Origin of the sequence: Desemzia incerta (genome assembly GCF_900115825.1) — a bacterium.
Taxonomy (GTDB): domain Bacteria; phylum Bacillota; class Bacilli; order Lactobacillales; family Carnobacteriaceae; genus Desemzia; species Desemzia incerta.
In genome coordinates this window covers 1-23,043 of the sequence record NZ_FOXW01000003.1, presented here as the reverse complement: position 1 = coordinate 23,043, position 23,043 = coordinate 1, and the positions used below count along the sequence as shown (strand labels likewise).

Genomic DNA, 23,043 nt, shown 5'->3' with positions numbered 1-23,043 from the left:
AGAGAGTCGAAAAGCTTTTTTTTAGAAAACAACCAAAACTTTGACATCTTTTAAGTCATTGAAAAATACCGAACCAAAACTTTGAAGTTCGAAATAAAGTTGTTGCGAAAATCTGTCTTATCGCTCATACTAATAAAAGTAAGTATGAAGATGTATTCAGCGAAAGGATTGAACAATAGTGTTTTTTAGAATTTTACGTGATTTCGTGGGAGTTCTTGTTTTCATTTTGAATGGAAATGCACACTACCAACAAAGAGAAAAATTACCTCAAAATGAATCTTATATTTTAATTGCTCCGCACCGTTCTTGGATTGATCCGATATATTTGGCTTTAGGAGCTAAACCGAAAGATTTTGCTTTTATGGCTAAGAAAGAATTGTTTAAGAATCCTATTTTTGGTTGGATCATTCGTAAAGCCAATGCTTTTCCAGTAGACAGACTGAACCCTGGTCCAAGTGCTATCAAAACGCCTGTAAAAATTCTAAAAGAAGGCAAGTTAAGTTTAGTAATGTTCCCAACTGGAACAAGACATTCAGCTGAACTTAAAGGAGGAGCCCCAACTATTGCAAAATTAAGCGGGGTGCCAATGGTTCCAGCAGTCTACCAAGGTCCATTAACGTTTAAAGATCTGTTGAAACGCAAAAAAATCGTCGTTCGTTTTGGAGATCCTATCTATGTAGATCGAAAAACAAGATTGACGAAAGAAAGTCTTGCTGTTATCGAAAAAGACGTACAAGCTGCTTTCGATCAATTGGATAGAGAAATCGATCCCACTTACCGTTACGAATACAAATAAAACACAAAAAAGCTATGGTCCTATATGGAGCCATAGCTTTTTTGTGTTGCTTGTCATAGTTATTCTGTCAATCCACTTTTTTGCAGTTCATACATGCCGTAATAAACGCCTTTTTGATCCAGCAACTCATCATGAGTGCCTTGTTCAACAATTTCACCATGGTCCAACACCAATATCAAATCAGCATCACGAATGGTCGACAACCTGTGAGCAATCGCCAACGTTGTACGCCCTTTTCGCATTTTTTCCAAACCTTCTTGGATCAGCACTTCCGTTTCCGTATCGATATTAGCGGTAGCTTCATCAAGGATCAGTATTTTAGGATCCGTCACAATCGTGCTGGCGAAAGAGATCAATTGCTTTTGACCGCTGGAATAACTAGCTCCTCTTTCAATTACTTTCGCATTGTATTTGTGAGGCAGTGCTTCAATAAATTTGTCTGCTTGGACAAATTCTGCTGCTTTTCTAATCTCAGCATCGGTAATCGCTTTATTCTTTAATCGAATGTTGTCTTTGATAGTCCCATAAAACAAGAAAGAATCTTGCAGAACCAGCCCCATGTTAGAACGCAATTCGCTAAGAGGGTAATCTTTGATGGAAACACCATCAATTAAAATATCTCCTTCATAAAACTCATAGAAACGCATGATCAAATTAATGATCGAACTCTTTCCGCTTCCCGTATGCCCCACAAGAGCTACGGTCTGTCCGGGATAAGCTGTAAAACTGATATTCTTCAGTACCTTATGTTTTCCATCGTAAGAAAAAGAAACATCTTTAAACTCGATCTTTGCGGAAGTGATTTTTGCATCTGACTGCTCATTTTGTTCAGGCGCATATTCTTCGTTATCCAATACCTCCAATACCCGACTGCTCGAAACGATCCCATCTTGAAAAATACTTAGACTGTCCATCATTCTCGTCATCGGTTGAAAAAAGTTGCGGACGTAGGATGTAAAGGCATAAATCACACCAACTTCAACAAATCCGTTTAGTGCATCGAATCCAAAAAAGGAAAGAATGAACACTAAAGCCGATGTATACAGCAAATCGATGATTGGGCTTAACAACAATGTATTGATTTTAGTCATTTGGTATCTTGAACGGAAATAAGACATATTCGTTTCTTCAAAGTCTTCTTGGAATCTTTTTTCTTGTCTAAACTGTTGAATGATACTCATGCCAGTGATCGATTCCGCCAGCTTGGCATTTAGAATCCCAAGCTTTTCCCTCATACTTCTATAAAGGAACGAGCTCTTTTTCTGGTACAGCCAAATGACTACAATCAAAATCGGCAAAAACGTCATGATCCATAACGTGACTTCTGCATTTAGCGTATACATCGCAATAAAGGAAATGCTGAGACCTAAGAGCCCTTCTATGACAGTTAAGAATACTGTCCAAAATTCTTTTATCGTCTCGGTATCATTGGTAACTTTTGAAACGATTGAACCTGCGGGAGTCCGGTCAAAATAATTCATCCCTAGTTTATGCAATTTAGTGTAGACTGCATTTCGGATGACAGCGACCGTTTTTTCAGAAGCCATGTTGTAATGGTACAAATTAAAATACCAAATGACAGCTTTCAGTAAGGTCGCCCCGGCATACAAACTTCCAAATAAAAGAACGACTTGCACTGTAGCTGTCCCTTGCGTGAAATAGCCATCAATCAACGTTTGAACGATTCGAGGCAATAACGCATTGGTCACAGCGAGTAAACCAGCAAAAACAATCGAAGCTGCAAATTGTCCTAAAAAAGGTTTTGCAAACGAGAAAATCCGTTTCATGGTGGTCAGTTGTTCTCTTAAAGGAATTTCTCGTGACCAAGCTGATTGAGTGTTTTTCATTTTACAGCCCCTCCTTCGATTTGTTGTTCGAGTTGCTGTTGCTCGTACATCTCTTTATACCAGCCATTATTTGCCAGCAGTTGTTCATGCGTACCTCTTTCGATCACACGACCATCTTCTAACACCAGGATTTCTTGAGCATGCATTACGCTGCTGATTCGATGGGCTGCTATGATCGTCGTTTGATCAGAACGTTCATCTTTTAAGGCGGAAAGAATTTTTTCTTCCGTCTTGGCATCTACAGCAGACAAGGCATCATCCAATATCAGCAATTCAGGATTGGTGATCAATGCTCGTGCGATCGAGATCCGCTGCTTTTGCCCTCCCGATAGAGAAACACCTCGTTCTCCAACTTCTGTTTCGTATTGCTGAGGCATCTCGAGAATGTCTTGGTGAATAGCCGTCAACTTCGCTGCACGCTCGACCTCAGCCATACTTAGGTTCGGATCAGCGAATCGTATATTGCCTGCTATAGTATCCGAAAATAAAAAGTTGTCTTGAGGAACATACCCAATACGTTTCAATAACGCATCCAGTGAGTAATCACGGATATCCGTGCCACCATAGAGAATCGTTCCTTCATAATGGTCATACTCCCTTAGCATCAATTCAAAAAGCGAGGTCTTTCCTGATCCGGTTTTACCAACGATTCCTAAAGTCTGTCCCTTTACTAAGTGGAAATGCACATCACTTAATACGGCTTTATCAGACGAAGGATAAGTAAATTTTTGAATCGTTACATCTACGTTTCCTGATATAGGAGTTGTCACGGCGCTTGTGTTTTCTTGAATAGAAGATTTATTGTTCAATAGTTCTCTGATTCGATCATAACTTGCACTTCCTCTTTCCAAAATGTTGAACAAGCGTCCAACTGCTAACATCGGCCACGTCAACATAGAGATGTAAGTAAAGAACGTAACAAATTCTCCAATAGAAATCACCTCATTAATGACAAAAGATCCACCTAAAATCATCGTCAGCACATAGGACATACCCGTTATGATCGTAATGACAGGATCAAATAAAGAATCTACAATATAAACTTTTTTGTTTTCTTTTACCACTTGTGCTGTTTTTTCCTTAAACTCTTGGATATCTTCTGTTTCTTGTCCAAAAGTTTTGATCACTTTCATTCCTGAAACACTTTCTTGTGTTTTGTCGTTTAAGTGCGAAAAAGCAGCTTGAGCTTCTCTGAACGATTTATGAATTTTTGTTCCTAAAATACGCGAACATAGCGCTAATAATGGCAGTGGAATTAAAGCCAATAATGCCAGCCGCCAGTCCACTACTAAAAACATCGCAATGATTGTCGCACTTCCTGTAGAAACAGAGTCTGCTAAGGTCAAAATCCCTCCTGCGGCAACCATTCGAATAGCCCGTAGATCATTTGTAGCATGTGCCATCAAATCCCCAGTTCGATAGCGTTGGAAAAAGTGCTTATCCATTTCAGTAAAGTGCTGGTACAACTGCGTTCTAATGATTCGTTCCAACTTTGATGCCGTCCCGAATATGTTGATTCGCCATATGTACCTTAACAAATACTGGGCTACAGCAGTAGCCCCCAAGAGAGAGACCCACATGATTAAAGACTGCATCGTTATCGTCTGTGAAGCGATTTGGTCAACGATGATCCCAATAATCCTTGGAGGCAGCAACGCTATAATTGAAACTATAAAAAGCGCTATTACTCCAGAGATATAAGCCTTTTTCTCTTGTTTAAAAAACCACCCTAATTTCTTGAATATCCCCATTTACGTCGTCACCTACCCCTAATTTTATACCCTTTTCGTATACTCTCTATCCTACTAAAAAAGATAAAAAAAACGAACAGAAATGTCTTCCTGTTCGAAAATACTATTCAACTAACCATGATTAGTTTATTTTTTTTTGTTTTTTTTCTCAGATTGTACTTTCATAGACGCCATCATTTGTTTGATTTTCTTTTCAGATGGTTTTTGGCCCATTTGCATCATCATCATACGTAGCATGTCTTCGTTTACTGGTGGATTTTTTTCAAAATAATCCATCATGTATTTTCTAGAGATGAAAAATCCTCCAACTAATCCTGCAATTAAAGCAAGCACAATTAATAAAATTGCTAATCCTAAGTTCATTCTTTCTTCACTCCTTTCAAAAACCTCTCAGTTGTTAATTGTACTAAATATTGACCGAAAAATAAATAGGCTTTCGCAGATTTAAAAACCCACGCTTTTTTATTTTTCTTTCATCGGTTTATGAAAAAGGGAAAAGCTATACAATTATTTTGTATAGCTTCCGTCCCAAATTCATTTAATTTTATAGATTATTAAATGTTTCTACAACGTTTTGCGTAGTAAAACCGTAGTTTTTGATTACAGTTGCGCCTGGAGCACTAGCTCCATATTTGTCGATACCGATTGTAGCTCCGTCAAGACCTACATAACGTTCCCAACCAAATGTAGCTCCCATTTCAATTGATACACGTTTACGGATTTCTCTTGGAAGAACACTTTCTTTGTATTCAGCACTTTGTTTTTCAAATAGATCCATACTTGGCATAGATACAACTGAAACGTCTTTTCCTTGTGCTTTCAACTCTTTTTGAGCTTCCAAAGCTAAGGCAACTTCAGAACCTGTAGCAATCAAGATACCTTCAGGTTTTTCACCATCTTGAGGAGAAAGGACATAAGCACCTTTTTGGATGTTCTCGCGAGCTAATTCTTTCGTTTTTGGCAATACTGGCAAGTCTTGACGACTCAACACAAGCATTGTCGGGTGATCTGTTGATTTCATCGCAATTTCCCAAGCCGCTGCTACTTCATTTCCATCAGCTGGACGAAGAACAGTTAAGTTAGGCATACTGCGTAAGCTTGACAAGTGCTCAACTGGTTCATGAGTTGGGCCATCTTCTCCAACAGCTACAGAATCATGTGTAAACACGTAAGTTACAGGCAATTTAGAAATCGCTGCTAAACGAACTGCTGCTCTCAAGTAGTCTGTAAAGACGAAGAACGTTCCTACATAAGTCTTCGTTCCTCCGTGAAGTTGGATTCCATTTGCCGCTGCCGTCATAGCGAATTCACGAACACCATACCAGATATTGCGTCCTTCGTATTGACCAGCTTCGTAATCGGCTACTCCATCAATCATTGTGTTGTTTGAAGAAGACAAGTCTGCTGAACCGCCCCATAAGTTAGGAACATTTTTAGCGATTGCATTCAATACTTGACTGCTTGTTTTACGAGAAGCTGCTGCTGCGTCTCCTTCTTCATATACAGGTAAATCTTTGTCCCATCCTTCTGGTAACTCGCCATTGAATCCAGCTTCAAATTGTTGAGCTAGTTCAGGGAATTCTTGACGATAAGCTTCGAGTGCTTTATTCCATTTTTCTTCAGCTTCCGCACCAGGATCTACGATCATTTCTTCAAAACGAGCTTGTGCTTCCATTGGTACATAGAAGTCCTCGCCTTCCCATCCGTAAGCCTTTTTCGTTGCTTCAACGCCTTCGATACCTAATGGAGCACCATGGACTTTATGTGAACCAGCGCCCGGAGAACCGAAGCCGATAACAGTTTTCACTTCAATCAATGATGGTTGATCAGGATTAGCTTTTGCTTTCTCTATAGCTGCATTAACTTCTTCCAAATCGTTTCCATCTTTTACCAAGATGTGTTCCCATCCGTAAGCTTCAAATCGTTGACCAACGTTTTCTGTAAATGATTTAGATGTCGGTCCATCTAATGAGATGTCATTGGAATCATATAAAACGATCAATTTACCTAATTTAAGGTGTCCTGCTAAACTTGCTGCTTCAGCAGAAACACCTTCCATCAAGTCGCCATCACCGCATAAAGCGTAAGTATAATGGTCAACAATCGTATGATTTTCTTTATTGTAAGTAGCCGCTAAATGAGCTTCAGCCATCGCCATACCTACACTATTTGCGATACCTTGTCCAAGTGGACCAGTTGTAGCTTCAACACCATCAGTATAATGAACTTCAGGATGTCCTGGAGTGTTGCTTTCCCACTGACGGAAATTTTTCAAATCATCAATCGACACTTTGTATCCAGCTAAGTGAAGCATGCTGTATAACATCATAGAACCGTGTCCAGCAGAAAGAACAAAACGGTCACGATCTACCCAGTGAGAATTTTTAGGATTTGCTTTTAAATGTCTGCTCCATAAAACATATGTCATTGGTGCAGCACCCATTGGTAAACCAGGGTGTCCGGAGTTGGCTTTTTGCACTCCGTCAATACTTAACGTACGAATGGTATCTACAGCTAATTGATCTACTTTATCGAACAAAAAATATCATTCCTTTCAATTTTCAAACTAAATAAAATGCTTACATTACTTTTATATCATACCATTTTTTACACTTAAATGGTGAACTTTTTGCATTAAATTTATCTGCCGTGCAAACCTTTGTCTTTTTGAATTTTTTTCACTTTTTCAGGCGTTACATCATTTCCTTCTTCATCCATGACTTTCATACCTTCTATATGGTTTCTCATACCGCCTCTAAAAGCTTCTAGATAAGCTTCACGTAATTGTTTTTGCTCTACTTGTTCTGACATGGTCAACCCTTCAGAAGTTTTAGATTTTTTTGCTAATTCATTGATTCGTTTGATTTGATCTTTTGGCAACATTTTATTCATCCTTTCTTTTACTTACCCAATATACCAAAAACACAGCTATATTTCAGCCTTTATTGTCCTATTTGTGTATGAAAAAGAGCTTTATAAAAACAATGCGCAGATTTTTTTGTCTTTTATTTCATTTCTTTGTTTAAAAGGCGAACGTTTGTTTGAAAAACGTTTCTATTTGTGCTATTCTATCAACAAGAGTAAATAAGAATTGAGGTGTATCCTATTATGAAAAAAACGCCAGCATCTAGACAACTAGAAGTACTGCAATATATTTATGAACAAGTAAAAGAAAAAGGCTTCCCGCCAACAGTTCGAGAAATAGGACAAGCCGTTTCATTGTCTTCAACATCAACAGTCCATGGACATTTATCTCGTTTGGAAAAAAATGGTTACATCCAACGTGACCCTAGTAAACCAAGAACAATCGAATTAACCGCTGAAGGATTGACTCAATTAGGAGTGGGACTGAATAAAATTCCGCTATTAGGAACGGTTACAGCCGGTGAACCTATTTTAGCTGTAGAAGAGGCAACAGACTTCTTCCCTATCCCTCCAAGCTTGGAATACGAAAATGGCGCATTGTTTATGTTGACCATTCGAGGAGAAAGCATGATCAATGCAGGTATTCTTGATGGAGACGAAGTGATCGTCAGAAAGCAGTCCAGTGCAGACAACGGAGACATCGTTATCGCAATGACTACTGAAGATGAAGCAACCTGCAAACGATTTTTCGTAGAGAAAGATCATTACAGACTTCAACCAGAAAACGATTCTATGAGCCCTATTCTATTGGATGAAGTAACCATTTTAGGAAAAGTGGTTGGTTTATACCGCAGCCATGTATCTTAATCCATTTTCTAAAAAAATAACCTCGAGAACTGTTTGAACAGCTCTCGAGGTTATTTTTTTGTTTTTATCTTAATATTCAGCAAGTGCTAAAATATCATAGCCTTTGATTTTATCGCGGCCTTTCAAGTCTTTCAATTCAACGATGAACGCTGTTCCTACAACTACTCCGCCTAATGACTCGATCAATTCAATAGTAGCAGCAATCGTTCCGCCTGTAGCCAATAAATCATCACACACTAAAACTTTTTGTCCAGGTCGAATGCTGTCTTTGTGTAATTGTAATGTATCTTGTCCATATTCTAAACCATAGTTCACTTCTACTGTTTCGCGAGGAAGTTTCCCTTTTTTTCTAGCAGGAGCAAATCCGATTCCTAGTTCATAAGCAACTGGGCATCCTACGATAAATCCACGTGCTTCAGGTCCAACAATCATTTCTACGCCTTTATCTTTAGCGTATTTCACGATTTCATTAGTTGCATAACGATAAGCTTCGCCATCCGCCATTAGTGGTGAGATATCTCTGAAGATGATTCCTTCTTCAGGAAAGTTTTCTACATCAGCAATATAATTTTTTAAATTCATTTTCGTTTGTCCTCCGTTCACTAGTCGAATAAGTATATTATTCGCCAGTGGATAATTGTTGCAATAGCCACTTATCTACTTCCCAGGAGTGACTATACACTAATTTTTCTTCTGCACTGATTCGTTGCAATTTCTTTTGATAAGTTAGGGCTTGAGTCAAATCTTTTTTCTCAGGGTTTTCGATTTGATTTAAAAGTCCATTGTCTATTTTAACAAATCCGACTTCAAAAAACACCTGTATAATGAAAATTAATCGATTTTCTTTGATATTTAATGTCTTCGCTAAAATTGACAGTTGATTTTTTACATCAATGTTTTGATGAGAACGAATAAACTTATACGTTTCAGCGAACTTTTCTCTACTCGGCATTCCTTCTAAATAGTCATTAGATGAACTATAAAAAGAATAGGAAATATTCTCCGGCTGATTGTCTTCCAGCACTAACGAAAGCATCGTCATAGATGGTGGACAGTCGACCAGTATAAGATGTTTATTTTCCATTTTGAATTCTTTAGCTTCTTTTCGAGTTTGAACATTGTGGCTCTTGCTGGAATGATGGATTTTATCTTTGAAACGCATATGATTTTCAGGATCAAAAAACACAAAATCCGCTTGCTCATTCTTCCATAGAGTTTCCGGTATCTGAGTCCCACGATAATCAAAGCATTGAATCCCTTTTACAGCTACATCTTCCACTCGGAATTGCAATTTTCTTGCTCCGTTCCACTCATTGATCTCCAATTTTCCGATAGTAGACAACACGGTTTTCTCAGGAATCTTATCTACTAACTCCCCAAATCCGAAACCAATACTGTCTAAAAGGTATTGATCAAGTTGTACAGACATCTTCAAATGCGTCCCGTCCGCTCCGATTTTTCGAATCGATTGAACTTCAACATCATCCAATAAAAAAGTCGGTTTTGGATTATCGGTGCCAAATGGGGCTAACTGATTGATTTCTTCAATTGCATCAACCGTTAAATCACTTATCTCAAGCACCTTATCGATTTGGACTTCTTCTCCCATTTCTCCAGCCACTTGCTGTGTAACTGCATATTCATTTAATTTCGCTTGAATTTTCTCAATGTTTTCCAGCGGTACAGTTAGTCCTGCAGCCATGTGATGACCGCCAAAAGCTGCTGTTAATGGGCGCACAGTATCTAATGCTTCATACAGATGAAAGGCTTGTACACTTCTGCCCGAACCTTTAGCCGTTCCATTTGCTTGATCGATGTTTAAAACAATCGTAGGCTTACCGGTCTTCCCAACAACTTTGCTGGCTACGATTCCTAATACGCCTTCATGCCATCCTTCTTTCGCTAGTACATAAACATCGGTTTCTGTATCGATTTCTTCCAACATGTCAAACGCTTCATCGGTGATTTGCTTAACGTATTTTTGTCGCTCTTCATTTTTTGATTGAATGAACTGAGCAATCGATTGGGCTTCACTGTCATCAAATGTGGTCAATAATTTTACAGCCGGCGAAGCATCGCCTAGTCGTCCAGGTGCATTTAGTCTAGGTCCTATAATAAACCCGACGGATTCTTCACTTAAATCGTTTTTATTCACATTAGCGATCTCATACAACGCATTTAAACCTATGCGTTGTGTTTGTTTCAATGCTTCGATTCCTTGCATAGCTAGGACTCTGTTCTCGTCTCGTAAAGAAACTAAATCGGCAATCGTTCCTATAGCGACCAAATCCAATAACTCTACAGGCATTTCACCCAGCAAAGCAGTAGCTACTTTAAAAGCCACTCCTACACCTGCTAAGTCTCCAAATGGATAATGGCCTTCAGGGTGACGCGGATGAACCACAGCATATGCTTGTGGCAGCTGCTCAGGTAATTCATGGTGATCCGTCACGATGACATCTACACCCAATTCATTCGCTTTTTGAATCGCTTCATGTCCTGAGACCCCATTGTCGCAAGTAACAATCAACTGGCAGCCTTCTTGGATCAACTTTTTAAAAGCTTTTGTGTTAGGCCCATATCCATCTGTAAAGCGATTCGGAATATAGAAATCCACGTTTGCCCCAATCATTTCAAGAGTTTCCAACAATACAGACGTACTTGTCACACCATCTGCATCATAATCTCCATAAATAACGATTTTATCTCCGTTTTCTACTGCCATCATGATGCGTGCAACTGCCCGTTCCATGTCATGCATCAAAAAAGGATCGTGTATGCCTTCTTCTGTAGGTTGAATAAAACTTTTTATTTTCTCTTCGGTGTCTAACCCTCTTTGCAGACACAGCGAAATAAACAACGGCGAATAAGACAGTTGTTCAGCTAGTTCTTTAATGAGCGGTTTATGTTGTTCTTCATTTACTAATTTCCATTTCATACGAGCTTTAATCACAGTCTTCACTCCCAACTCTATCAGTATATCAAATTAGCGGTTTGATTGATAGAAGAGTGAGCAGGAAAGCTTTACGATCAAATAAAAAAACTGTAAAAAGAACAAGGCTACTCCCTGTCTCTTTACAGTCTTGACGCTGCTTAATCTTCTAATTGACTTATCGCAATACCGATCAATCCAGGTCCTGTATGCACACCCAATGCAGGACTGATGGTGTCATAGTAAAAATCACGGATATTCGGCAACATTTCTTTCATTGTTTCAGCGATTGTATCGATAATTTTTTTCGTTTCTGTTCCAGCATAGCAAACAGCTACATCGTACTTTTTAGCTTTGTTCGCGAACTCGATAGAGCAGTCAATCGTTTTTTGAATCCCTTTTTTACTTCCTCTAGCTTTAGTTACAGTATAATAAATTCCATCATCATTACACGAAATAACCGGTTTTAGATTCAATAGGTTTCCAACAAGTGATGAAACCAAACCAATTCTTCCACCCTTTTGCAAATACTCTAACGTATCGACATAGAAATGAATCTTGATTTTTTCGATTCCATCTTGAAGTTTTTGTTTAATGGTTTCCCAATCCATCCCTGCTTCCACGTAAGACAACGCTTGTACAGCGTGCAGACCGCTGCCGATCCCTACGTTTTTCGTGTCTAGGACAAATACATCTAAATCCTCTACTTCTTCAGCCATTAAGCGCACCATGTTGTTTGTTCCGCTTAATCCGCTTGAAATCGTAATAGCGATAACTTTAGTATATCCCTCTGCTTTAATCTCGTTCAGCATATTTTTAATGGTTTCCCCATCAGGTAAAGACGTTTTAGGGATCTCTTCTTTTAAGCGGTCGTATAACTCTTCCGGTTGAATATCCACTTTATCGGTGTATTCGCCGTCTTTATAAATGATTTTCAACGGGATCACTTTCATATTTCCTTGTTCCAAAATATTTTGCGGAACATCTGATCCTGAATCAACTAGAAAAGCAATTTTTTCATTCTTCATTTTTCTAATCGTCCTCCATTAATTACTTATTTTGACTTTCTTGACTGTTGACAACGCTTAACGAAGCTACCAATTTTTCTGTAGCAATTTTTGTAGCAACTGCTAGCGTGGCATTTCGTACCAGCATCGTTTTTTCGTCGGTATCATCTTTCATCAACGGTAACAGCTCTGTTTCTCCAATACGAGATGCAACCGCTTTTAAAGCATATTCTTGTTCGCAGCAGAATAAATTATAAGCTTCCCTGATGCCGCTCACGGAAGCTTGATAAACAATTCCGTCTCTCACTTCAGGAATGGTGATGACTTGTTTAAGAATGGAGATCGCAATCAAGTACGCCAAGTGCTTCTTAGTATACTTTTTCTTAATGGGCTTAGGAATCACTTTTAATTTTACATAGTTGTTCACCATTGAAGACGTAATGATCTTCTTATCGTGTGTCGGATTAAAAATCATCAAATAATTTTCAATCAACGTAATCACTTGGTCCATGTATAAATCAATATCCGGTAAATCATCCCATCTAGGCAAATGATACTTTTCAACGTCCGCAGTCCACTGCATTAACTCTTCATTATACGTCATTTTTTCATATCCTTTTTTAAAAGATAATTTATTTTAACACATTCTATATAACTAGACAAATTAGTTATTAGAACTAGATGATGAAAGTGAAAAAACTACTTTGAATTTTGGATTCCTTGCTAACTTTCAAAGTAGTTTTCAATTCACTGATACCCCTGCTTCTAAAAAGCTCAATAGCCTAGTCTATTTTGACTGTTTGAGCATCTGTTGCCGTTAACTGGGCTTTCAATTGTTGGATCTGATTGTTTCTTTCACTTAATTCTTTTTCATGCTCTTTATGGATTTGTGAGATTTCTTCTTGTTGTTTAGACTTTGAAGCCTCAATTTCTTTTTTCAACTGCTTGATTTCCTTACGATCATGCATAATCGTGCCTGTAGAAATCAAAACGGCAATCAAAGCACCAATCAGCAGTGAACCTAAAATGACCATAATAAGCGGCCAAGAAGCTACAGTGAACGCAAAATTTACTGGTACCAATTCCGTATTCATAACTGCAAAAGCAGCAATCAAAATGACCAATACTAACGCTATGATTGTTGTCCATTGTCTTTTCATCTGCAAAAACTCCTCACATTAAAGTTTTTTATTTTTTATCAAACAACGTTGTAGCCAAATAATCTCCAGCTGTTGGGAATAAAGTGTAAAAACGACTAGCAATCTCCATTGATTTCGGAAGGTTCAATTCACGCTTAGAGGATCCAATCATTTTTACCACTTTATAAGCGACTTCTTTAGGATCTAACACTAACTTATCTACTTTTTCCAAATAATCTCCATTTTTATCCGCTTTATCGAAGAAAGATGTTTTAACTGGACCCAAATTGACAGTAGATACTTGAATAGATAAAGGTTTCAACTCTAAACGTAAAGCGTTCGTGTATCCGATAACAGCAAACTTGCTGGCTGAATAAATAGTCGATTTAGGTGTAGCCATTTTGCCTGCCATTGAAGCGATGTTTATGATGTGTCCTGTTTTACGATCAGCCATATGTATAGCGGCTAATTGAGAAGTATACATTAATCCTAGCACATTTACGCGGAACATATCTTCAGCAATGCTCATATCCGTTGTCAATACACTTTCAAAATGTCCAAATCCAGCGTTGTTGATCAACACATCTATGGGTCCAACTGTTTCAATGATCTCATTGAACGTAGCTTCGATTTCTTCTGGATCTGCAATATCTAAAGAAAATAAATACGCTTTTTTCCCAGAAATTTTTTCACAATTTTCTTTCACTACCTTTAGTTTATCTAAACTACGAGCAGCAACTACAACAGTCGCGCCTTTTAAAGCTGCTTCATAGGCGATTTGTTCTCCCAATCCGGAAGATGCCCCCGTAATAAAAACAACCTTATCTTGTAAATGGTTAGTAGTTTTCACATCAATAGCCCCTTTACACTTGATTTTGGTCTTTCTTAAGCGGTATTTCTACTTCGCTAAAATCTTTCATGACTTTAGTGTGAGGAAAAATCTTTTGAGCTTCTTTTTCCAATAAATGAACATCATTCGCTAAAAAGCGAGCACTGATGTGAGTCAGCAACAGACGTTTAACGTTTGCTTCTTTAGCTGTTTCTGCAGCCTCAACATTGGTAGAATGATTATACTCTTTTGCTAATTGGCGGCTTTTATGGTCAAAAGTACTTTCATGCACCAATACATCCGCGTTCTCAGCCAAAAGTACGCTGTTTTTTGTTTTTTTGGTATCCCCTAAAATCGTTACGATTCTTCCTTCGTGAGGTTCTCCAATAAAATCTTTTCCATTAAAAACGCGACCATCTTCTAAAGTAACCGTTTCGCCATTTTTTAATTTTCCAAAAAGCGGACCAAATGGAATACCTGCTTCTTTCAGTTTATCCGCTTGAAGCGTACCTTGGTGACTGGCTTCTTCAATTCTGTATCCGAAAGATTGGATTCCGTGATTCAATTCCTTGCAGCTGACAGTAAATTGTTTATCTTGAAAAACGATGCCTTCTTGCTGAATTTCATGAAATTTCAAGGCATACTTTAAATAGGTCCCGCTGATTTTTAACGTTGTCCGCACAAACCGCTCAATTCCTGGAGGACCATAAATCGTTAAAGGTCCGTCTCCTCCTTGAAACGCTCTGCTCGCCAACAAACCCGGGAGACCATAAATATGGTCTCCGTGTAAGTGGGTAATAAAAATCTTTTCTATTTTTCTAGGTTTTAATGTTGTGTTTAATATTTGTTGTTGAGTACCTTCTCCACAATCAAACAACCATACTGAATTTCTTTCATCCAACAACTTTAAAGCAATACTGGTCACGTTGCGTTGTTTTGAAGGAACCCCTGAACCTGTTCCTAAAAATAATAATTCCATATCGTCCATCCTAATCTTTTTGAGCTATGAAAATTTGACCCTCAATATCAACCAGTCTTATTCCAAGTACTCAAATTCAAATTCTTGATCTTTCATGCGAACGATATCGCCATTTTTAGCGCCACGCTCTCTTAACTCAGCATCCACACCCATAGATCTTAACTGACGGGCAAAACGCAATGCTGATTCATCGTGATCAAAGTTGGTCATTTGGAAGAGTTTAATTAATTTAGCTCCGCCTAATGTCCAAGATGCGTCCGGTTCTCTCGTCAAGGTATATGGTTTCTCTTCTGGTGTATATTTGTAAAGAACAGATTCTTCCTCTTCCTCGATCTCATCGTAAACAGGGAATGGTTGTGTATTTTCCAGCAGATCAGCTGTTTTGCTCATCAACGCGTTGATCCCTTTGTGGGTTACAGATGAAATTGGGAAAATAGCGATATCTTCGTCATATTCATTTTCTTTCAACTCTTGGATTTTTTTTCTGAATGCTTTTAAATTCTCTTCGGATTCAGGCATATCCATTTTGTTTGCTACAATGATTTGTGGACGTTCTAACAGGCGCAAGTTATATGATTCCAATTCTTTATTAATCACTTGGAAATCGTCGTAAGGGTCGCGTCCTTCACTTCCGCTCATATCTATGATATGCAGCAACACACGCGTTCTTTCAATATGTCTTAAGAACTGGATTCCCAGACCGACACCTTGAGAAGCACCTTCAATCAGACCAGGCATATCTGCCATAACAAAACTGCGACCATCTTCTGTACGAACCATCCCTAAATTAGGAACCAGGGTTGTAAAGTGGTAAGCGCCAATTTTTGGTCTAGCTGAAGAAACAACGGAAAGCAATGTTGATTTACCTACTGAAGGGAAACCAACTAACCCTACGTCAGCCAGTACTTTTAATTCCATTTCAATTTCGAATTCTTGTCCAGGTTCGCCATTTTCAGCAATTTCTGGAGCTGGGTTTCTAGGAGTAGCAAAACGGATATTCCCACGTCCTCCACGCCCACCTTTAGCGACTACTAATGTTTGGCCATCTTCAATCAAATCGCCTAATACTCTTCCCGTTTCAGCATTTTTCACTACAGTACCTGGTGGAACTTTAACGGTTAGATCTTTTGCTCCTCTACCGTGCATTCCTTTAGTCATTCCGTTTTCTCCATGTGGAGCTTTAAAATGACGATTAAAACGAAAATCTAATAAGGTACGTAATCCTTCATCGACGATAAAAATGATGTTTCCGCCATTCCCGCCGTCACCACCTGAAGGTCCACCATCCGGCACATATTTTTCACGACGGAACGAAACCATTCCATTCCCGCCGTCACCGGCTTTAACATTAATTTTGACTTGATCTAAAAACATTGACATACTTAATTTCCTCCTCAATTGATTGAGACTAGAATAATTCTATATATTGATGAAGTTTTTCTTTTTTTCTGAAAAACTTCTGGATTCTCTGTTTGAACCTTAACCAACTTTGAAAGATTCTTCTACATTCACGCTTAATTGTACTTTGATTTTACCATTTTGTCCATCAAACAAGTGAGATAAAGCTTCATTCGACAAATAAACGTCCTCTGATCTGTTACATCAGAGGACGTTTATCATAAGACCCATAAATCTTTTTTTATAAAACTTTTGCTAGAAAGTCTTGTGTCCGTTCATTAACCGGAGAATTAAAGATTTGTTCCGGCGTTCCTTGTTCTACAATGTAACCTGCATCCATAAATAAAACACGGTCGGCTACTTTTTTTGCAAAACCCATTTCGTGCGTGACAACTACCATGGTCATGCCTGATTCAGCTAAATCTTGAATAACACCTAACACTTCCCCAACCATTTCTGGGTCAAGTGCACTGGTCGGTTCGTCAAAAAGCATTACATCAGGGTCCATTGCTAATGCTCGAGCGATAGCGACTCGTTGCTGCTGACCGCCTGATAGACTGTTTGGATACATATGAGCTTTCTCTTCCAATCCAACTTTTCTCAATAACTTGATGGCTGTCGACTCTGCAACAGGCTCTGCTTCATTTTTGACTTTCATAGGAGCGATTTTCATGTTCTCCAATACCGTCTTGTGCGGAAATAAGTTGAAGTTTTGAAAAACCATCCCCATTTTTTCTCTCAAATGATTCAGTTTTTCTTCTTTCAATCCAGTCAGGGAAGTTCCTTCAAAGACGACTTCTCCTTTAGAAGGCATTTCCAGCAAATTCAAACAACGTAGCAACGTGCTTTTGCCAGAACCGGAAGGTCCAATAATCACAACGACCTCCCCTTGTTTAATTTCTTCATTGATATCTTTTAATACTTCGTTGTCTTTAAACGATTTAGCTAAATGCTGGATCTTAATCATGCGCCATCTTCCCTTCATAGTAATTCAATAGTTTCGTTAAGCTGAACGTCAAAATAAAATAAATGACCATACTGACCGCTAACGGAGCAATCCCTCTATAAGATACCGATGTCACTACACGAGTTTGGAAAATCAATTCACTGACTCCGATAACTGATACAATAGAACTTTCTTTAATGATCGTTACAAATTCACTTCCTAAAGCCGGCCAAATATTTTTCAATGCTTGAGGGAAAATAATGTGTCTCATAGCTGTCTTTTTACTCATCCCTAAGCTTCGAGCAGCTTCAATTTGTCCTTTTGGAACTGAGGCCAATCCTGACCGGATGATTTCACACACATAGGCTCCGCTGTTTAAAGAAACAGCAATGATCCCTGCCAATAATGCTGGGATATTGATCAGGTAACCAACCGCAAAATAAATGAACATCACTTGAATCAACATCGGTGTCCCACGCACAAATTCTACATAAGCTGTAGCGAAGAAACGCAAGAACTTGTTATCTCCAATTCTGATCAGCGCCAACAATCCGCCAATCAACGAACCAAACAATACACTAACGACAGAAATAAAAATCGTATTCCCTGTACCCTCTAAAAAATAAGACCAATAGTCTAAAATAGAACCTTTTTCTGCTTCAGTTTCCCCTTCTGCTGGAGCGGTCTCAAGGTGTTTCCCTGTTTCTGCTAAATAACCCGGAATCAAGTCTTGTTCTTTGATTTCTGCCAATGACTCATTCACCGCTGTAACTAGTGTATCTGCGTCTTTTCGCATTGCGATAGCTGTTCCATCTGTCTCGCCGCCTTCAAAACCACCTTCGAAAGTAATTAGCGACTCATCGTTTCCTGTAAAAGCCAAAGCATTAGGCCCTTCCATAACTACAGCATCCAATTTCCCCGTTTTTAATGATAACAATAGCTCAGTTGTTTGCCCTAATGTGATCAATTCCGAATCCGTCATTTCACTTTTGGCCAGTGTTTCTTGCAAGCTTCCCATTTGAGCGCCGATCACTTTTCCGCTGAAGTCCTTTTTCGATGCATACAACTCTTCGTCTTCTGCTCTTATCACAATGTTTTGTGTAGCAAAATAATAGGGATCGCTGAAGTCGACACTGACTTGTCTTTCTTTTGTAGCCGACATTCCTGCTAAAATCATATCGATATTATTGGTTTCCAACGCCGGAATCAAACTATCAAATTGCATATCTTTGATTTCCAGTTCTACTCCAATATCCTCTGCGATTTTCTTAGCGATTTCAATATCCATCCCAACGATTGTATCTTTTCCATCAATCGTTGCATGGAATTCATAAGGCGGAAAGTCTGCACTTGTCCCAATGACCAGTACACCTTTTTCTTTGATTTCTTCTAGTGAAGAGTCGCTCGCGACTTCTTCCGCATGAGCTGAGCTTGCGTTCAAGCCTAAAGATAAAAACATAGTGAGTATGTAAAACAACATCAATAAACCTTTTTTATTCTTCATTATTTTCCTCCTGAATAACTTATTCATAAATATTATAGATATCTTAACAAACGGAGGATATTTATGCAATATTTATTTAAAATATTTGCCATTTATACATATAAAAACGTTTTTATACACTTTATTTTGCTTATTAATGTATAAAAAAATGTGTATAAAAAAAGCATGGAGATTTCTCCATGCTTTTCTAAGCAAAGTTCATTATTGAGTTAAAACTGCAAAACTTTCATCCATTGCTGCCAATGTCTTTTCAATATCCATTTTTGTATGTTCTGTAGACAAGAACAATCCTTCAAATTGAGAAGGAGGCAAGAAAACACCTCTGTCCGCCATTTCTCTATAATAGTTGGAAAAGAAAACTGTATCGCTGGCTTTACTTTGTTGATAGTTTGTTACAGGACCTTTTGTAAAGAACATTCCAATCATACTTCCTGCTTGATTGACTGTAATATCAATACTGTATTTTTCACTTAAAGCTTCTATGCCTTCTTTTAGTTGATTGCTTAAACTTTCAAAATGTGCATAATCTGCTTTTTTGAGTTGAGATAATGTAGCAATGCCCGATGCCATGGCAATTGGATTTCCTGATAAAGTGCCTGCCTGATAGATTTGCCCGGCTGGAGCCATGTGTTCCATGATTTCTTTTCTCCCGCCATAAGCTCCTACAGGTACGCCTCCGCCAATTACTTTCCCAAGACAAGTAATGTCTGGAGTAACTCCATAATGACCTTGTGCACTATGGTAACCGACACGGAATCCAGACATGACTTCATCAAAGATCAACAATGCCCCACCTTGAAGAGTGATTTCACGCAACCCTTCAAGAAATCCATCTACAGGAGGAATGACACCCATATTTCCAGCGACAGGCTCCATGATGACAGCCGCAAATTCTCCCGGATATGCAGCAAACAACTCTTTAATGGCATTTAAATCGTTATAAGGCGCTACATAAGTATTAGAAGTTGTATTTTTTGGAACACCTGGTGAATCAGGCAGCCCCAGCGTAGCAACTCCTGAACCAACTTTTACCAATAGAGAATCATCATGCCCGTGGTAGCTACCTTCTAATTTAATGATTTTATCTCGCTTAGTGTACCCTCGAGCCAAGCGCAATGCACTCATGGTAGCTTCTGTACCAGAGTTTACGAATCGGACCATCTCGATAGAAGGAACTCTTTCAATCACCAGCTCAGCAAGGGTCGTTTCCATTTCCGTCAACGTTCCAAAACTAGTTCCTAATGCAGCAGCCTCTTGGATACTTTTAACCACAGTTGGATTTGCATGACCTAAGATCAATGGACCCCAAGACAATACATAATCAATGTATTCATTGCCGTCAACATCAAAAATATGGCTGCCTTTTCCTTTTTCCATTACAATAGGCGGAACATCGACTGATTTGAATGCTCTAACAGGGCTGCTGACGCCTCCTGGCATTAAATCAATCGACTTTTGAAAGATGGATTCTGATTTAGTGGTGTTTCTCATACTGAAAAACCTCTTTTCTCTCAAAACTAAACTTTGTACTAGCAGGTAGTTCATTTTCTTCTGGTGTTGCTTCTTCAGCTGGGACCTCTTTTTCAATGATTCCCATTTGAACAGCAAATTGTTTCAATTCTCTATCTGCTTTTTCTGATGAATCGGTTTTAGTGATGTCTTTTAAAGCCTGAATCGGTTTTTTAGCCATTTGATTGACGATACTTTGCATGTGTTTTTCAATGACCGCTGTTTCGCGCTCCGTCAATTCAGGCAATTTGTTCACTAAACTTTGCATGACCGTTTCTCTTAACTGGCTGTTTTTCTTGCTGAATTCTTCAAGATACGGAACCGATTTGCGCTCTTTAAACCAAAAGTTGAATTGGTAGATAGCTTCTTCCATTTCCGTTTTGATGTGATTCAATTCTTTCTCTTGCAGTTTGGTAGTCGATTTTAATTCGTTACCAATTCGATCCATATCAAAAAGAAGGATATGCTCATCTTTCTCCAAGTCCATCTCTATGTTTCGAGGAACAGCAAGATCCATCATCAATTGTTTTTTCTTTGAAAAACGAATATCATTCATTTTTTTGATAACATCTTCCGTCACGATGACTTCAGTGGACTTAGTGGCCGCGATGACTCCGTCTGCTTTCGCTAAAAACATTGGTAAATGAGCGTAATCTCCCGTGTGGAAAGTACGTATGCTCATTTCATTCGTTTTTAAAGCATTTGCCCATTCATTCAACTTCCCAACCACTTCACTTGTTTTGTCGTAATCACGACTCGCTAGTGTAATCGATTCAGCTCCTTGATAAACCAAAGCTCTTGCAGCTGATTGCGCCATTTTGCCAGCACCGATGATCAAAAAGCGTCTGTCAGAGAAATCTTTCCATTCTTGTTTGAACAACTGCACTGCAGCTGATGCTGCGTCGCGTGATACTTGATCAATTTTAGTTTCCGTATGCATCTTTTTAGAGAACGCAATAGCTTTATTGAATAACGAACTCAAAATAGGTCCAACGGTCTCAGACTCTTGTGCAGTTTGGTAAGCCGATTTGACTTGTCCAAGGATTTGGCTTTCTCCAATAATAGAGGAATCCAAACCTGAAGTAACGTTAAATAAATGCGTCGCTGCACTTAGATTTGATTTACCATACGTCGTAGAGATCACTTCAGTAACATCGTATCCTGTGTAATCTGCTAAGTAGTGAAGTAACTCGCCATGTTTAAATGAATCAGGATCTACATACATATAATATTCTGTACGATTACAAGTTGTTAATATAGCCACTTCTTCTACGCCAGAGAAAGCGTGGATATCAGCCAGCTGTTTAGCCACACTAATATCTTCCACTGCATAATTTTCTCTAATTTCAATTGGTGCATAATGATGACTAACACCATAAAGTAAGATTTTCAATGTTTATCATCCTTTTGTTCTTTTATCCCTAGTTCGTGAGTTACTGTTAGTTGCAGGTTTAAACCGGTAAACTCAAATCGACTTAGTTAAATAATAGATTCTATATAGTTCCATACTTTGTCTATTCCCGTACCTAATTCTGAAGAAAAAACAATCAACCTGTCAGAAGGATCTAGATCTAATGCTTCTTTTGCAATTTTTTCATGTTTATTCCATTTGCTTTTTGGTATCTTATCTGCTTTTGTTGCTAAAACTAAAACAGGCACATTGTAGTATTTCAAGAAGTTGTACATTTGGATATCGTCTTGTGTTGGCGGGTGTCTGAAGTCGACTACACAAACAGCCGCTTTTAATGTTTCTCTTTTAGTAAAGTAGGTTTCCAGCATTTCTCCCCACTTAGCTCTTTCTGTTTTAGAGACTTTTGCATAACCATATCCAGGTACATCTACAAAATAAAATTTATCTTCAATTTTATAGTAGTTCAATGTCTGAGTTTTTCCTGGTTTACTTGAAGTTCGTGCAAGATTCTTTCTGTTAGTCATTTTATTGATGAATGAAGATTTTCCTACGTTTGATCTTCCTGCTAAAGCAATTTCTGGAAGATTGGTATTCGGGTATTGCGCTGGTGAAACTGCGCTGATGATAAATTCCGCACGATTTACTTTCATAGTGTTTTCCACGTCCTCTTTTTAAATCACTGTAATAACTTTTTAGGGGCTAGTCCATTTATTCCACTCAAAAAGGGTTTAGCAATTTCACTTGTCTATTGGGTTTATAAAGCCAGTTAGCAACTGACTAAACGAATTCTTTCTTAAATCCATTTTCTATTCTAACATAACTGATATTAAAATATAACGGTTAAATCTCTGTTTTCGTTTTTGCGAACACAAAAAAGAGATATTTGTAACACAATTGTAAAATATCCAGTATGTATATTTCTTTCAAATCTTCAAAAAAAGAAGAGACTCTGCCTCTTTTCTGAACTGCCCCCTGTCAAGTAGACAGGCAAATAAACAAAATTCTTTGTGCCATGTATGACAGTTGTCATGCATGGCTTTTTTTCATACTGGAATACGTAATCCCATTTTCAATGTCACCCGTCGGGTGTTATAAAATCTGATGTATTGTGAGATATCTTGTTCTAGTGCTTCAAAGCTCGTATAGGTCTTTAAACGATACATCTCTTCTTTGATGGTGCCCCAAAAGTTCTCTATTGGGCCATTATCAATGCATTTACCTACGCGAGACATACTGTGAATCAGCTGATAATGATTGGCAAAG

At 38.4% G+C, this 23,043-nt stretch carries 21 protein-coding genes; 2 read left to right on the top strand and 19 right to left on the bottom strand.

What is annotated here, in order from left to right; all coding sequences use genetic code 11:
- Positions 1-178 precede the first annotated feature (178 nt).
- Positions 179-796 carry a lysophospholipid acyltransferase family protein gene (locus BM137_RS04280; protein ID WP_092479929.1) on the top strand — a complete coding sequence of 206 codons (618 nt, stop codon included), beginning with the start codon at positions 179-181 and terminating at the stop codon, positions 794-796.
- 59 nt (positions 797-855) lie between these two features.
- Here BM137_RS04280 and BM137_RS04275 read toward each other — a convergent pair whose 3' ends face one another.
- The 5 genes from BM137_RS04275 to BM137_RS04255 form a co-directional block, all read right to left on the bottom strand.
- Entirely contained in the window at positions 856-2,643 is a 1,788-nt protein-coding gene (locus BM137_RS04275; RefSeq protein ID WP_092479928.1) for an ABC transporter ATP-binding protein, read from the bottom strand.
- The gene (locus BM137_RS04270) at positions 2,640-4,394 is read right to left on the bottom strand and encodes an ABC transporter ATP-binding protein (protein WP_092479927.1); all 1,755 of its coding nucleotides are present in this window, start codon (positions 4,392-4,394) and stop codon (positions 2,640-2,642) included. The genes BM137_RS04275 and BM137_RS04270 overlap by 4 nt, the downstream gene beginning before the upstream one ends.
- 126 nt (positions 4,395-4,520) lie before the next feature.
- A complete protein-coding gene (locus tag BM137_RS04265; RefSeq protein ID WP_092479926.1) occupies positions 4,521-4,757 on the bottom strand; it encodes a YneF family protein in 237 nt (78 codons plus the stop codon).
- Positions 4,758-4,938: 181 nt separating this feature from the next.
- On the bottom strand, positions 4,939-6,933 hold the full coding sequence (tkt, locus tag BM137_RS04260; protein ID WP_092479925.1) for a transketolase: 1,995 nt from the start codon (positions 6,931-6,933) through the stop codon (positions 4,939-4,941).
- Positions 6,934-7,034: 101 nt separating this feature from the next.
- Entirely contained in the window at positions 7,035-7,277 is a 243-nt protein-coding gene (locus BM137_RS04255; RefSeq protein ID WP_092479924.1) for a DUF896 family protein, read from the bottom strand.
- A gap of 225 nt (positions 7,278-7,502) precedes the next feature.
- On the opposite strand from BM137_RS04255, the gene lexA reads away from it, so the two are divergent.
- Entirely contained in the window at positions 7,503-8,126 is a 624-nt protein-coding gene (lexA, locus tag BM137_RS04250) for a transcriptional repressor LexA (RefSeq protein WP_092479923.1), read from the top strand.
- Positions 8,127-8,195: 69 nt separating this feature from the next.
- Here lexA and BM137_RS04245 read toward each other — a convergent pair whose 3' ends face one another.
- The 14 genes from BM137_RS04245 to BM137_RS04180 form a co-directional block, all read right to left on the bottom strand.
- A complete protein-coding gene (locus BM137_RS04245) occupies positions 8,196-8,708 on the bottom strand; it encodes an adenine phosphoribosyltransferase (RefSeq protein WP_092479922.1) in 513 nt (170 codons plus the stop codon).
- 37 nt (positions 8,709-8,745) lie between these two features.
- Positions 8,746-11,079: a single-stranded-DNA-specific exonuclease RecJ gene (gene recJ, locus BM137_RS04240; RefSeq protein WP_092479921.1), complete on the bottom strand. Its 2,334-nt coding sequence runs from the start codon at positions 11,077-11,079 to the stop codon at positions 8,746-8,748.
- Between the two features lie 140 nt (positions 11,080-11,219).
- Positions 11,220-12,086 (bottom strand): DegV family protein, encoded by an 867-nt coding sequence (locus BM137_RS04235; RefSeq protein WP_092479920.1) that lies wholly within the window; start codon positions 12,084-12,086, stop codon positions 11,220-11,222.
- A 22-nt stretch (positions 12,087-12,108) separates the two neighbouring features.
- Positions 12,109-12,669, bottom strand: a complete 561-nt coding sequence (locus BM137_RS04230) for a DUF1836 domain-containing protein (RefSeq protein ID WP_092479919.1) — start codon at positions 12,667-12,669, stop codon at positions 12,109-12,111.
- Between the two features lie 178 nt (positions 12,670-12,847).
- Positions 12,848-13,225, bottom strand: coding sequence for a lipopolysaccharide assembly protein LapA domain-containing protein (locus BM137_RS04225; RefSeq protein WP_092479918.1), 378 nt, complete (start codon positions 13,223-13,225; stop codon positions 12,848-12,850).
- A 28-nt stretch (positions 13,226-13,253) separates the two neighbouring features.
- Positions 13,254-14,054 (bottom strand): SDR family NAD(P)-dependent oxidoreductase, encoded by an 801-nt coding sequence (locus BM137_RS04220; RefSeq protein ID WP_092479917.1) that lies wholly within the window; start codon positions 14,052-14,054, stop codon positions 13,254-13,256.
- Positions 14,055-14,067: 13 nt separating this feature from the next.
- Positions 14,068-15,012 carry a ribonuclease Z gene (gene rnz / locus BM137_RS04215; protein WP_092479916.1) on the bottom strand — a complete coding sequence of 315 codons (945 nt, stop codon included), beginning with the start codon at positions 15,010-15,012 and terminating at the stop codon, positions 14,068-14,070.
- A gap of 57 nt (positions 15,013-15,069) precedes the next feature.
- Positions 15,070-16,392 (bottom strand): GTPase ObgE, encoded by a 1,323-nt coding sequence (obgE, locus tag BM137_RS04210; RefSeq protein ID WP_317450558.1) that lies wholly within the window; start codon positions 16,390-16,392, stop codon positions 15,070-15,072.
- Positions 16,393-16,651: 259 nt separating this feature from the next.
- Positions 16,652-17,377 carry an amino acid ABC transporter ATP-binding protein gene (locus BM137_RS04205; RefSeq protein ID WP_092479915.1) on the bottom strand — a complete coding sequence of 242 codons (726 nt, stop codon included), beginning with the start codon at positions 17,375-17,377 and terminating at the stop codon, positions 16,652-16,654.
- Positions 17,370-18,815 carry an ABC transporter substrate-binding protein/permease gene (locus tag BM137_RS04200; RefSeq protein WP_425248176.1) on the bottom strand — a complete coding sequence of 482 codons (1,446 nt, stop codon included), beginning with the start codon at positions 18,813-18,815 and terminating at the stop codon, positions 17,370-17,372. Before BM137_RS04200 ends, BM137_RS04205 begins: the two co-directional genes overlap by 8 nt.
- Positions 18,816-19,061: 246 nt before the next feature.
- Positions 19,062-20,351, bottom strand: a complete 1,290-nt coding sequence (gene hemL, locus BM137_RS04195) for a glutamate-1-semialdehyde 2,1-aminomutase (RefSeq protein ID WP_092479913.1) — start codon at positions 20,349-20,351, stop codon at positions 19,062-19,064.
- Positions 20,335-21,762, bottom strand: a complete 1,428-nt coding sequence (gene hemA, locus BM137_RS04190) for a glutamyl-tRNA reductase (RefSeq protein WP_092479912.1) — start codon at positions 21,760-21,762, stop codon at positions 20,335-20,337. The genes hemL and hemA overlap by 17 nt, the downstream gene beginning before the upstream one ends.
- A gap of 86 nt (positions 21,763-21,848) precedes the next feature.
- The gene (gene yihA, locus BM137_RS04185) at positions 21,849-22,430 is read right to left on the bottom strand and encodes a ribosome biogenesis GTP-binding protein YihA/YsxC (RefSeq protein WP_092479911.1); all 582 of its coding nucleotides are present in this window, start codon (positions 22,428-22,430) and stop codon (positions 21,849-21,851) included.
- A gap of 393 nt (positions 22,431-22,823) precedes the next feature.
- Positions 22,824-23,043: IS3 family transposase (locus BM137_RS04180; protein ID WP_143084235.1), on the bottom strand; the 220-nt coding region annotated here is incomplete at its 5' end.

Coding starts and splice junctions, on each gene's coding strand:
- BM137_RS04200 (WP_425248176.1), bottom strand. CDS start 18,815: ATGTTTTTATCTTTAGGCTTGAACGCAAGCTCAGCTCATGCGGAAGAA.
- rnz (WP_092479916.1), bottom strand. CDS start 15,012: ATGGAATTATTATTTTTAGGAACAGGTTCAGGGGTTCCTTCAAAACAA.
- lexA (WP_092479923.1), top strand. CDS start 7,503: ATGAAAAAAACGCCAGCATCTAGACAACTAGAAGTACTGCAATATATT.
- obgE (WP_317450558.1), bottom strand. CDS start 16,392: ATGTCAATGTTTTTAGATCAAGTCAAAATTAATGTTAAAGCCGGTGAC.
- BM137_RS04205 (WP_092479915.1), bottom strand. CDS start 17,377: ATGATTAAGATCCAGCATTTAGCTAAATCGTTTAAAGACAACGAAGTA.
- yihA (WP_092479911.1), bottom strand. CDS start 22,430: ATGAAAGTAAATCGTGCGGAATTTATCATCAGCGCAGTTTCACCAGCG.
- BM137_RS04225 (WP_092479918.1), bottom strand. CDS start 13,225: ATGAAAAGACAATGGACAACAATCATAGCGTTAGTATTGGTCATTTTG.
- BM137_RS04270 (WP_092479927.1), bottom strand. CDS start 4,394: ATGGGGATATTCAAGAAATTAGGGTGGTTTTTTAAACAAGAGAAAAAG.
- BM137_RS04275 (WP_092479928.1), bottom strand. CDS start 2,643: ATGAAAAACACTCAATCAGCTTGGTCACGAGAAATTCCTTTAAGAGAA.
- BM137_RS04235 (WP_092479920.1), bottom strand. CDS start 12,086: ATGAAGAATGAAAAAATTGCTTTTCTAGTTGATTCAGGATCAGATGTT.
- hemL (WP_092479913.1), bottom strand. CDS start 20,351: ATGAGAAACACCACTAAATCAGAATCCATCTTTCAAAAGTCGATTGAT.
- BM137_RS04245 (WP_092479922.1), bottom strand. CDS start 8,708: ATGAATTTAAAAAATTATATTGCTGATGTAGAAAACTTTCCTGAAGAA.
- BM137_RS04265 (WP_092479926.1), bottom strand. CDS start 4,757: ATGAACTTAGGATTAGCAATTTTATTAATTGTGCTTGCTTTAATTGCA.
- BM137_RS04230 (WP_092479919.1), bottom strand. CDS start 12,669: ATGACGTATAATGAAGAGTTAATGCAGTGGACTGCGGACGTTGAAAAG.
- BM137_RS04255 (WP_092479924.1), bottom strand. CDS start 7,277: ATGTTGCCAAAAGATCAAATCAAACGAATCAATGAATTAGCAAAAAAA.